The sequence below is a fragment of the Citrobacter sp. Marseille-Q6884 genome (genome assembly GCF_945906775.1).
Taxonomy (GTDB): domain Bacteria; phylum Pseudomonadota; class Gammaproteobacteria; order Enterobacterales; family Enterobacteriaceae; genus Citrobacter.
The window spans coordinates 1,130,206-1,142,571 of record NZ_CAMDRE010000001.1 but is presented as its reverse complement, the minus strand read 5'-3'; the positions used below and the strand labels follow the sequence as shown (position 1 = coordinate 1,142,571).

Genomic DNA, 12,366 nt, shown 5'->3' with positions numbered 1-12,366 from the left:
ATCTCAAACAAGACTCGCAAGTCTGTTTTGAGATATAACGGCCGGCGACTTTCACTCACACAAACCAGCAAGTGGCGTCCCCTAGGGGATTCGAACCCCTGTTACCGCCGTGAAAGGGCGGTGTCCTGGGCCTCTAGACGAAGGGGACACTGAAGTCTCAATCGCAAGACGCCTTGCTATTTACTTTTCATCAGACAATCTGTGTGGACACTACAAGGAACGGTTCTTTAAGGTAAGGAGGTGATCCAACCGCAGGTTCCCCTACGGTTACCTTGTTACGACTTCACCCCAGTCATGAATCACAAAGTGGTAAGCGCCCTCCCGAAGGTTAAGCTACCTACTTCTTTTGCAACCCACTCCCATGGTGTGACGGGCGGTGTGTACAAGGCCCGGGAACGTATTCACCGTGGCATTCTGATCCACGATTACTAGCGATTCCGACTTCATGGAGTCGAGTTGCAGACTCCAATCCGGACTACGACATACTTTATGAGGTCCGCTTGCTCTCGCGAGGTCGCTTCTCTTTGTATATGCCATTGTAGCACGTGTGTAGCCCTACTCGTAAGGGCCATGATGACTTGACGTCATCCCCACCTTCCTCCAGTTTATCACTGGCAGTCTCCTTTGAGTTCCCGGCCTAACCGCTGGCAACAAAGGATAAGGGTTGCGCTCGTTGCGGGACTTAACCCAACATTTCACAACACGAGCTGACGACAGCCATGCAGCACCTGTCTCAGAGTTCCCGAAGGCACCAAAGCATCTCTGCTAAGTTCTCTGGATGTCAAGAGTAGGTAAGGTTCTTCGCGTTGCATCGAATTAAACCACATGCTCCACCGCTTGTGCGGGCCCCCGTCAATTCATTTGAGTTTTAACCTTGCGGCCGTACTCCCCAGGCGGTCTATTTAACGCGTTAGCTCCGGAAGCCACGCCTCAAGGGCACAACCTCCAAATAGACATCGTTTACAGCGTGGACTACCAGGGTATCTAATCCTGTTTGCTCCCCACGCTTTCGCACCTGAGCGTCAGTCTCTGTCCAGGGGGCCGCCTTCGCCACCGGTATTCCTCCAGATCTCTACGCATTTCACCGCTACACCTGGAATTCTACCCCCCTCTACAAGACTCTAGCCTGCCAGTTTCGAATGCAGTTCCCAGGTTGAGCCCGGGGATTTCACATCCGACTTGACAGACCGCCTGCGTGCGCTTTACGCCCAGTAATTCCGATTAACGCTTGCACCCTCCGTATTACCGCGGCTGCTGGCACGGAGTTAGCCGGTGCTTCTTCTGCGAGTAACGTCAATTGCTGCGGTTATTAACCACAACACCTTCCTCCTCGCTGAAAGTACTTTACAACCCGAAGGCCTTCTTCATACACGCGGCATGGCTGCATCAGGCTTGCGCCCATTGTGCAATATTCCCCACTGCTGCCTCCCGTAGGAGTCTGGACCGTGTCTCAGTTCCAGTGTGGCTGGTCATCCTCTCAGACCAGCTAGGGATCGTCGCCTAGGTGAGCCGTTACCCCACCTACTAGCTAATCCCATCTGGGCACATCCGATGGCAAGAGGCCCGAAGGTCCCCCTCTTTGGTCTTGCGACGTTATGCGGTATTAGCTACCGTTTCCAGTAGTTATCCCCCTCCATCGGGCAGTTTCCCAGACATTACTCACCCGTCCGCCACTCGTCACCCAAGGAGCAAGCTCCTCTGTGCTACCGTTCGACTTGCATGTGTTAGGCCTGCCGCCAGCGTTCAATCTGAGCCATGATCAAACTCTTCAATTTAAGTTTGATGCTCGTGAATTAAACTTCGTAATGAATTACGTGTTCACTCAGAGACTTGGTATTCATTTTTCGTCTTGCGACGTTAAGAATCCGTATCATTGAGTGCCCACACAGATTGTCTGATAAATTGTTAAAGAGCAGTGCCGCTTCGCTTTTTCTCAGCGGCGCGGGGTGTGCATATTACGCCATCCCGCTTCGAAGTCAAGCATTTAATTTCGCTTTTCTTCGTGAGGTTCTCTGTGGAACCCCGCTGACCCGGCGGCTTGCGTGCCGTTGTTCCGTGTCAGTGGAGGCGCATTATAGGGAGTTATTTCAGACTGACAAGCGGAAATTTAAAATAACTTTCCGAGTGCGTATTTTTTCACCAAAACCACTAATAACATGCCATAAAATAAGCAATTTGCCGTTTTTGCAGCCTCAATCACACTTCCTGATGGCATACTAATGAGTAATAAAAAGAGTAAGGAAGAACATTCATGCCTTTAAATGCCCAACAGTTAGCCGCACAGAAGAACCTTTCCTATGTTCTGGCAGAAAAGCTGGCCCAGCGAATATTAAAAGGTGAGTACGCACCGGGTACGATCCTGCCTGGCGAAATTGAGCTGGGCGATCAGTTTGGTGTGAGCCGAACGGCAGTAAGAGAAGCGGTAAAGACATTAACGGCTAAAGGCATGGTATTACCGCGCCCTCGCATTGGTACACGCGTCATGCCACAGGCAAACTGGAACTTCCTCGACCAGGAGCTGCTCACCTGGTGGATGACAGAAGATAATTTCCATCATGTCATCAAACATTTTCTGGTGATGCGCATTAGTCTGGAACCTCAAGCCTGTTTACTGGCAGCAACCATAGGCACAGCAGAACAAAAAGCGCATCTGAATACATTAATGGAAGAGATGACCGAACTGAAAAAGAACTTCAGGCGTGAGCGCTGGATTGAAGTTGATATTGCCTGGCATGAGCACATCTATGAAATGAGTGCGAATCCATTCCTGATCTCGTTCGCATCGTTGTTCCATTCTGTTTACCAGACCTATTTTACCTCAATTACTTATAACGAGGTGGTAAAGCTGGATCTGCACCAGGCCATTGTTGATGCCATAGAGGAAAGCGATGGCGATCGCGCCTTCTCTGCCTGTCAGGCATTACTGATAGCACCGAACGTGCTACCGGATAAATAATATGTCAGAAAAGAAATCACGTAGCATGGCCGGGTTACCGTGGATAGCCGCGATGGCCTTTTTTATGCAGGCATTAGATGCCACTATCCTCAATACTGCGTTACCCGCCATTGCACACAGCCTTAATCGTTCTCCACTCGCCATGCAGTCTGCCATTATCAGTTACACGCTGACCGTTGCGATGCTAATCCCGGTGAGTGGATGGCTGGCTGACCGCTTCGGTACCCGACGCGTATTTATGATAGCCGTGAGTCTGTTTACGCTGGGATCGCTGGCCTGTGCGCTTTCCGGTTCGCTTACCGAACTGGTGATATTTCGCGTTGTACAGGGCATTGGTGGCGCAATGATGATGCCTGTGGCTCGTCTGGCGTTATTGCGCGCATATCCAAGAAGTGAATTACTTCCTGTACTGAACTTCGTAACGATGCCGGGGCTTGTGGGGCCAATTTTGGGTCCGGTATTGGGTGGTGTACTGGTGACGTGGGCCAGTTGGCATTGGATCTTCCTGATTAACATTCCCATTGGCGTTGCGGGGATCTTCTATGCCCGCAAATATATGCCAAACTTCACGACACCGCGCCGCGGTTTTGATATGCGCGGTTTCTTTCTCTTCGGCCTGAGTCTGGTGCTCTTTTCCAGCGGCGTTGAGCTGTTCGGTGAAAAGCTGGTCGCCAGTTGGATTGCCCTGAGTATTATTCTTGGCAGCATTTTGTTATTGCTCGCCTATATCCGCCACGCGCGTCGTCATCCAACGCCGCTCATATCACTCCCCATCTTTAAGACGCGAACCTTTTCAGTGGGGATAGCAGGAAACCTTGCGACACGTCTGGGTACGGGATGTGTGCCTTTTTTAATGCCGCTGATGTTACAGGTAGGGTTTGGCTATCCGGCGCTGATTGCCGGTTGCATGATGGCGCCGACAGCGCTGGGGTCAATCCTGGCGAAATCGATGGTGACGCAGGTGCTGCGCCGTTTGGGCTACAGAACCACACTGGTTGGCATTACGGTATTTATCGGGCTGATGATCGCTCAGTTTTCTTTGCAATCTCCGGCGATGCCGGTATGGATGCTGATTCTGCCACTGTTCATTTTAGGCATGGCGATGTCCACCCAGTTCACTTCGATGAACACCATCACGCTTGCGGATCTGACCGATGATAATGCCAGCACTGGCAACAGCGTTTTAGCCGTCACTCAGCAACTGTCGATCAGTTTAGGTGTCGCGATTAGCGCCGCCGTTTTGCGAGTATATGAAGGCATTGAAGGAACCAATACGGTCGAACAGTTCCACTACACCTTCATAACGATGGGCGCGATTACGATAATTTCCGCCTTGATGTTCATGCTGCTCAAACCCAAAGATGGACGCAACCTGATCAAAGAACGGCATAAGTCTAAGCCGAGCCCCGCGCCATCAGAACAGGAGTAAGCTGCAAGCGTTGTTGCTGCAATGCGGGCTGCGCCATACGGTGAATCAACACATCGATGGCCAGCTCGCCCAATTCATCTTTCGGTTGATGAATGGTCGTCAGCGGTGGCGTCATATACCGAGCCAGTTCGATATCATCATACCCCACCACGGCCATATCCTGCGGGATGCGCAGCCCTGACTGATACAGGGCCTGGTACGCACCGACCGCCATCGCATCATTACCCGTGAAAACCGCTTGTGGACGCTGTTTATGCGAAAGCAGCGTTTGCATGGCTTCAAAGCCACCGCCGAATTCGAAATCGCCGGTAATTTCGTAACCCTCCGGGATAGCAAGACCAGCCCGCTGCATTGCCGCGCGATACCCCTCCAGGCGCAAACGCGCCGGTGTTTTATCCAGCGGTCCGGTGATGCAGGCAATGCGCGTAAATCCTTTTTCGATAAGGTGCTGAGTCGCTAAATCCCCGCCCAGCAGAGAGTTATCCTGAATCAGATCGCTTTCGCCATCAAAGGGGGACCAGTCCATCATTACAGTAGGGATTGAAGGGTAGCGCTGCATGATCTCTCGGGAAGGTTGATGCGTTTCCGTGCAGAGCAGCAGCAAGCCGTCTACCCGTTTTTGCATTAACGTTTCCAGATTACGGTTCATGCGCTGCTCATCACCTTCGGTGTTACATAACACCAGGCTGTAGCCCCGCTCAAAACAGCTGCGTTCGACGCCGCGAACCAGTTCGGAATAAAAAGGGTTGGTACTGGCAGTAATTAACATGCCAATAGTGCGGGTCTGATTTAACTTGAGGCTACGCGCCAACGCGGAAGGCGCGTAGTTAAGCTCTTTAATCGCAGCATCCACTTTGTCGGTGATAGCCTCGCTGACAAAGCGATCTTTATTGATGACGTGAGAAACCGTCGACGTTGAAACGCCCGCCAGGCGGGCAACGTCCTTCATTGTAGCCAAGCGTTACCTCTGCTGACCTAAAAACGCCTCTATTTCTTCACGCCACGGAACGGAAGGCTGTGCGCCTTTACGCGTTACCGCAATCGCAGCCGCCGCATGCGCAAAGCGGATCGCCTCAGGCAACGGAGTTTCTTCCAGCAACGCCGTAATTAACGCGCCGTTAAAAGTATCTCCGGCCGCGATAGTATCGACAGCGTCCACTTTAAAACCAGGAATTCGACGACCTTCTCCGTTCACACTGGCCCACACACCACGACTCCCCAACGTAATCAGGACAGTGTGGATACCTTTCGCGTGCAATGCCTGCGCCGCCTTAGCAGCATCATCGTCATTTTCGACGCGGATCCCCGTCAGCTTCTCAGCTTCGGTTTCATTTGGGGTAATGATATCCACCAGCGCCAGCAGCTCGTCAGAAAGTTCACGCGCGGGAGCCGGGTTAAGCGCAACCGTCGTGTTATTTTGGTGTGCAATCTTCGCCGCAGCCAACACGCTTTCTAACGGTGATTCGAGTTGCATGAGTAATGCCGATGCCTGTGCAATACGATCACGCTGCGCTTCCACCAGCGCAGGAGAAAGTGCAGCATTCGCGCCAGCGTGAATACCAATAACGTTCTCGCCTTCACCATTAACAAAAATCAGCGCTACACCGGTCGATTCACCCTGAATCACGCTAATTGGCGCAATATCAATGTTATCGCTGGCTAATTGTTTACGAACACTTTCACCAATATCGTCGTCACCTGTGCAGGCAATAAATGCGATATTCGCGCCACTACGTCCCGCAGCAACAGCCTGATTCGCACCTTTTCCGCCAAAAGCCACCTGATATTGGCTACCGGTTACGGTTTCACCAGGAGTGGGGAAGGATTCAAGGTTAAGGATATGATCGGCATTAATACTGCCAAGAACAACGAGGTTGCCTGCGGTTTTCATGTTCGGTATTCCAAGTCAAAGTGCGCCACCGGGTTAGGGTGGCGCGTGCCCTGCTTTTCTTTTTACGCTTTCATCTTCAGAACCAGGTCCAAGGATGGCGTATTTATGTCGCCATCAGGCCGCGAGCGACCTGAATCGCTATTACTGCTTGATGACCAGCTTCAGGTCAACCGGATATTTAGCCTGAACTTTCTCGCCTTTCAGTACTTTATCCGCAGTTTCAACGCCTTTCGCGCCAATCTGATCCGGTAACTGAGCGATAGTCGCAGCCAGTTTGCCATCATTCACCGCTTTTTCGCCATCAGGCGTGCCGTCAAATCCAACCACCATCACATCAGATTTACCCGCGGTTTGCAGTGCGCGCAGCGCACCCAGCGCCATTTCATCGTTCTGAGCAAATACCGCCTGCACATCAGGATGCGCAGTCAGCAGGTTCTGCATAACGTTCAGACCTTTAGTACGGTCAAAGTCAGCAGGCTGGCTGGCCAGCACGTTAAATTTGTGTGCCGCAACGGCCTGCTGGAAACCTTCGCCACGCTCACGCGCAGCAGATGTTCCGGCAATCCCCTGCAGCTCGATCACTTTCGCGCCTTCGCCTGCTTTCTTCGCGATGTAATCACCGGCAATTTTCCCACCCAGTACGTTGTCAGACGCGATATGGCTGACGACTTCGCCTTTAGTGGCCTGGCGGTCAAGGGTGATGACCGGAATTTTCGCCTGATTTGCCATCTTCACGGCGTTACCCACAGCATCAGAATCCGTTGGGTTAATCAGCAGAATTTTAGTACCGCGAACCGTTAAATCCTGAACGTTCGCCAGCTCTTTCGCCGGGTTGTTCTGTGAATCCAGAATCACCAGGTTATAACCCAGCTTATCCGCTTCTTTTTGCGCCCCATCTTTCAGAGAGACAAAGAACGGGTTGTTGAGCGTAGAGACCACCAGCGCAATGGTATCTTTCGCCATCGCATTCGCACTTACAGTGGCGCTCAGCGCAACGGCGGAAACCAGGGTAGCCAGTTTTTTCATGTTCATATTTAAGATGTCCTGTAGTCGTTATTACTGCTTTTTGTTGTCTACCAGTACCGCCAACAAAATCACCACCGCTTTGACGATCATCTGGTAATAGGAGGAAACACCTAACAAATTCAAACCATTATTAAGGAAACCGAGAATCAATGCGCCGATCAGCGTCCCAACAATACGCCCTTTCCCCCCCGCCAGGCTGGTCCCGCCCAATACAACCGCAGCGATAGCATCCAGTTCATAGCCAGTACCTGCTGTTGGTTGCGCAGAGGAGAGGCGCGCCACTTCGATGATGCCCGCCAGCGATGCCAGCAGCCCACAAAGTGAATAAACAATAATTTTGATTTTACTGACGCTGATACCGGACAAACGCGTCGCCGCTTCGTTACCGCCCAACGCATAGATATAGCGACCCAGACGCGTATGGTGCAGCATGTACCACGCGGCGAGGAAGACAATTCCCATAATCCACACGGGTGTTGGAACCCCTAACGGGCGACCAATACCGAACCAGCCAAACAGGTCAGCATTCTCAGTAAAGCCCGTGTTGACCGGGCTCCCGTTGGTATACACCATCGTCACACCGCGTAGCAGCAGCATCATCACCAGCGTGGCTATAAACGCCTGCACGCGACCTTTCGCGACAATCACACCGGTCACCGCGCCAATAGCCGCACCTAACGCCAGCGCTGCTGCAACGGCCACCAGCGCGTTCACTTCAATCCCTACAATTGAAGCCGCGACCGCACCGGTGAGCGCCAGCAGGGAACCGACGGACAGATCGATACCCGATGTCAGGATAACCAGCGTCATGCCGACAGCCATAATGGCGTTGACGGACGTTTGCTGGAGAATATTGAACAAGTTATTGACGGTAAAAAAGTTGGGACTCATCGTGGAAACAATCGCGATCAGCACCAGCAGGGCGATAAGCGACTTCTGCTCCATCAGCCACGCTTTGGTGAAATAACGGCGACCAGAAACAGCCTGGGTAGTCATCTTTTTTACTCCTGATTCACGCGATTAAGCTTGCCCACAGCGGCAGCCATTAATACTTCCTGAGTGGCCTGCTCGCGAGTGAATTCACCGCCGAGATGCCCTTCATGCATGACGATAATGCGATCGCTCATGCCCAATACTTCTGGCATCTCCGAAGAGACCAGAATGATGCTTAGCCCATCGGCCTTAAACTGGTTGATAAGCTGATAAATCTCTTTCTTAGCCCCGACATCCACGCCGCGGGTTGGCTCATCAAGGATTAACACCTTCGGACGCGTCATCAAACCGCGCGCAATCGCCACTTTCTGCTGATTACCGCCAGAAAGCAGGCCAATAGCCTGTTCCATCGACGGGGTCTTCACATTAAACAGACGGATGAAATCGCTCACCGCCTGCTGTTCATCTTTATGTTTCAGGCTCCCGCCAGTACGGCTGAAATAGCGCAGTGCCGTCAGCGACATGTTCTCTTTCACCGACATGCCCAGTACTAAGCCATCACGCTTGCGGTCTTCAGAAATATAGACAATACCGTTCGCCAGCCCATCCTGAGGAGAACGGGTAACCACTTCATGTCCGTCAAGGGTGACATAACCGCTGGTGCGCGGCAGCGCGCCGTACAGCACTTTCATCAGTTCGGTACGCCCGGCGCCCATCAGCCCCGATACGCCGAGGATCTCACCTTTGCGCAGGGTGAATGAAACGTCATGAACCCCAGGACCGCACAGGTTATCGACTTTCAGGCGCACATCGCCCGGCGCTTTATCCAGACGTGGGTACTGATCTTCGAGCTTGCGCCCTACCATCATTTCAATCAGCGAATCTTCGGTCAGTGAGGCAACTTCGCGCTCGGCAATAAACTGTCCATCACGAAAAACGGTCACGTCATCGCAAATTTCGAAGATCTCTTTCATGCGGTGGGAGATATAGACAATGCCGCGCCCCTGCGATTTCAGCTCGCGGATCACGCGGAATAAGGATTCTGTTTCTGTATCGGTCAGAGCATCCGTCGGTTCATCCATAATGATGACCTTCGATTCAAAACTCAGCACTTTGGCAATTTCGACCATCTGCTGATCGCCAATCGACAACTCGCCCACCAGCCTGTCGCTTTTAAAACGCAGATTGAGTTTGGCGAGAAGCAGGTCAGCTTCGGCATACATTTTTTTCCAGTCAATTTTGCCAAAGCGATTCACAAACTCGCGGCCAAGAAAAATATTCTCAGCAATCGTGAGTTGTGGGATCAGGTTCAGCTCCTGGTGAATGATGCCAATCCCGGCCTCCTGGGAGGATTTAGGACCGTTAAAGTTGGTTTCTTTCCCTAACCATAATAAAGAACCGGCATCTCGGGTATAGATACCGGTCAGTACTTTCATCATGGTGGATTTGCCCGCGCCATTTTCGCCTACCAGCGCCATCACGCGGCCAGAATAGACATTTAACGCGGCGCCAGAGAGTGCTTTGACGCCCGGGAACGCTTTATCGATCCCTTTGAGTTGCAGTAATGCGTTCATGATGGCCTCAGAACGTGACGCCAGCACAGAGAATGATATTCGCATACGGAGAACATTCTCCGCTGCGAATTACCGCCTGACTGTCTGCGGTCTGTTTTTTAAAATGTTCATGCGTGGTGTAACGAATTTCTATGGTATTTCCCTGGTGTTGTTGCAGTTGCTCAATAAACTTAAGCAACGTTTCGTGGAGTTGCGGATTATGTTGTTTAATTTCCGTCGCGAGAATGGCCGCCTCAACTTGCATTTCACGGGTAACCACATCCAGTACCTGCATAAAAGAAGGTACACCCTGGGTTAATGCCATATCGATACGCGTTGTGCTGCCAGGGATGGGTAATCCTGCATCACAGACGACTAACGTATCGGTATGTCCCAGACGGGAGATCACCGATGAAATCTCAGAATTGAGTACAGTGCCTTTCTTCATTTTCTTTCCCCACTAGCGAAACGTTTCGCTGGAGATAAGTTTAGTCTGAAGGATGCACAGAAAACCACCACGACGTTACGAAAATGTGATCGCCATCGAAACGTTTCGCAAGACGTCTCATGGGATAAAAGGAAAACTGCGAAGGTGAAAACAAAACGCCCTCTTTCATTACAAAAGAGGGCGTCGCAAAGATTAAATCTCGACCTGAGTACCGAGTTCAATAACCCGGTTAGGCGGGATCTCAAACTGGTCAGGCGCGCGGAGCGCATTACGCTGCAACAGCAGATACAGCTTGCCGCGCAGGCGTAAATACCAGGGACGTTTACCCACAATCAGCGACTCGTGCGACATAAAGAAGGAGGTTTCCATCATTCGACAACTCAGTCCTTCCAGACCACAACGATGGAACACTTCCTCGACGTTTGGCGTTTCGCGCCAGCCGTAACTGGCAACCACACGCCAGAAGGTCGGTGATAGCTGTTCAATTTGCACCCGACGTACATTGTGCACATACGGAGCATCTTCTGTACGCAGCGTCAGCAGGATCACGCGTTCATGCAATACCTTGTTATGTTTCAGGTTATGCAGAAGCGCAAACGGGATAACGTTAAGCGCTCGCGACATATACACAGCCGTTCCCGGCACACGTACCGGTGGTGATTTCTCTAAGGAAGCAATCATCGCTTCCAGAGAGTTACCGTGTTCATGCATACGACGCAGCAAGCGGAAGCGTTCACTCTTCCAGGTCGTCATGATGGTAAACATGACCAGACCCAGCGAGAGCGGTAACCAACCGCCGGAAATCAGTTTATCGAGGTTCGCGGAGAACAGCGGGATATCGATACACAGGAACGCCACCAGAATCAGGAACACGAAGTATTTATTCCAGTGCCAGTTTTTACGCGCCACAGTAGTAGACAATATTGACGTCAGTACCATTGTTCCCGTTACCGCAATACCGTACGCGGCCGCCAAATTACTCGAATGCTCAAAGCTCACGATGACGATAACCACCGCAAAATAGAGCATCCAGTTGACGAACGGAATATAGATCTGACCCGACTCCATTTCTGAAGTGTGGATAATGCGCATGGGCGACAAATACCCCAGACGCACGGCCTGACGCGTCAACGAGAATACGCCGGAGATCACAGCCTGAGAGGCGATAACCGTTGCCAGCGCGGCAAGGATTAACAGTGGAATCAACGCCCAGTCAGGCGCCAGCAGGAAGAACGGGTTTTTGATTGCTTCAGGATGTTTTAAAAGCAGCGCGCCCTGACCAAAATAGTTCAGCACCAGCGAAGGTAACACGACAGAGAACCATGCCAGACGAATAGGCAACTTACCAAAGTGGCCCATATCGGCATACAACGCTTCAACACCGGTAATCGACAGAACCACCGCGCCCAGCGCAATAAAAGACAGCGTTTTGAATTCGAGGAAGAAATGCACTGCCCAGTAAGGATTCAACGCATGTAACACTTCCGGGTTCGCAATAATACTGCGTACACCCAACACGGCGAGAACCAGGAACCACAGCAGCATAATAGGCGCAAACAGCTTACCGACCATCCCGGTACCGTGTTTTTGAATCAAAAACAGCAAGGTAAGCACGATAATGGACAGAGGAACAATCCAGGTATCAAGCTGTGGAGCGATGATTTCCAGGCCTTCAATTGCCGACATCACCGAAATAGCCGGTGTAATCACCACCTCGCCATAGAAGAAGCTGCCGCCAATTAACCCCATGATGACCAACATTGATGTTGTTCGCGCCGACGTATTACGCCCGGCCAGCGACATCAACGTCAGGATCCCGCCTTCCCCGGCGTTATCAGCACGCATGACAAACGTCAGGTACTTAATGGAGACAACAAAGATCAGCAGCCAGAAAATCAGCGAGAGAAAACCAAAGACGGCATCACGTTCAACGCCAAAACCAAACTGGCCGGATAAACATTCACGAAGTGTATAAAGTGGGCTGGTACCAATATCACCGTAGACAACCCCAATGGCCGCAAGCGTAATCGCAGACAATGATTGCTTATTATCAGTGCTCATAGACTAGTCTTTCGTTTATACACATCATCATTCAAACCACCTCCGCGTTGGCAGCACTCGTTCACCCCA

General features: G+C 51.6%; 9 protein-coding genes, 1 tRNA gene and 1 rRNA gene. 2 read left to right on the top strand and 9 right to left on the bottom strand.

Annotation, left to right across the window (positions count from 1 at the left end):
• Positions 1 to 72: 72 nt before the first annotated feature.
• Together N7268_RS05460 and N7268_RS05455 are read right to left on the bottom strand one after the other, a co-directional pair.
• Positions 73 to 148: transfer RNA gene (locus tag N7268_RS05460), tRNA-Glu, on the bottom strand.
• 85 nt (positions 149 to 233) lie between these two features.
• Positions 234 to 1,775: ribosomal RNA gene (locus N7268_RS05455) — 16S ribosomal RNA — on the bottom strand.
• Positions 1,776 to 2,251: 476 nt separating this feature from the next.
• Here N7268_RS05455 and N7268_RS05450 point away from each other — a divergent pair.
• A complete protein-coding gene (locus N7268_RS05450; RefSeq protein ID WP_260862044.1) occupies positions 2,252 to 2,956 on the top strand; it encodes a FadR/GntR family transcriptional regulator in 705 nt (234 codons plus the stop codon).
• A gap of 1 nt (position 2,957) precedes the next feature.
• The gene (gene mdtD, locus N7268_RS05445) at positions 2,958 to 4,385 is read left to right on the top strand and encodes a multidrug transporter subunit MdtD (RefSeq protein ID WP_260862043.1); all 1,428 of its coding nucleotides are present in this window, start codon (positions 2,958 to 2,960) and stop codon (positions 4,383 to 4,385) included.
• Here the strand turns inward: mdtD and rbsR are convergent.
• The 7 genes from rbsR to kup all read right to left on the bottom strand — a co-directional run bounded on the left by rbsR (position 4,351) and on the right by kup (position 12,297).
• On the bottom strand, positions 4,351 to 5,343 hold the full coding sequence (rbsR, locus tag N7268_RS05440; protein ID WP_260862042.1) for a ribose operon transcriptional repressor RbsR: 993 nt from the start codon (positions 5,341 to 5,343) through the stop codon (positions 4,351 to 4,353). The genes mdtD and rbsR overlap by 35 nt on opposite strands.
• A gap of 3 nt (positions 5,344 to 5,346) precedes the next feature.
• Positions 5,347 to 6,276, bottom strand: a complete 930-nt coding sequence (rbsK, locus tag N7268_RS05435; RefSeq protein WP_260862041.1) for a ribokinase — start codon at positions 6,274 to 6,276, stop codon at positions 5,347 to 5,349.
• A gap of 141 nt (positions 6,277 to 6,417) precedes the next feature.
• Entirely contained in the window at positions 6,418 to 7,308 is an 891-nt protein-coding gene (rbsB, locus tag N7268_RS05430) for a ribose ABC transporter substrate-binding protein RbsB (RefSeq protein WP_088902911.1), read from the bottom strand.
• Positions 7,309 to 7,332: 24 nt separating this feature from the next.
• The gene (gene rbsC / locus N7268_RS05425) at positions 7,333 to 8,298 is read right to left on the bottom strand and encodes a ribose ABC transporter permease (protein WP_198906831.1); all 966 of its coding nucleotides are present in this window, start codon (positions 8,296 to 8,298) and stop codon (positions 7,333 to 7,335) included.
• Positions 8,299 to 8,303: 5 nt separating this feature from the next.
• Complete coding sequence (gene rbsA / locus N7268_RS05420) at positions 8,304 to 9,809, bottom strand: ribose ABC transporter ATP-binding protein RbsA (RefSeq protein ID WP_198906832.1); 1,506 nt, start codon at positions 9,807 to 9,809, stop codon at positions 8,304 to 8,306.
• Between the two features lie 7 nt (positions 9,810 to 9,816).
• A complete protein-coding gene (gene rbsD, locus N7268_RS05415; RefSeq protein WP_198906833.1) occupies positions 9,817 to 10,236 on the bottom strand; it encodes a D-ribose pyranase in 420 nt (139 codons plus the stop codon).
• A gap of 192 nt (positions 10,237 to 10,428) precedes the next feature.
• Entirely contained in the window at positions 10,429 to 12,297 is a 1,869-nt protein-coding gene (gene kup, locus N7268_RS05410) for a low affinity potassium transporter Kup (protein ID WP_260862040.1), read from the bottom strand.
• Between the last annotated feature and the right edge of the window lie 69 nt (positions 12,298 to 12,366).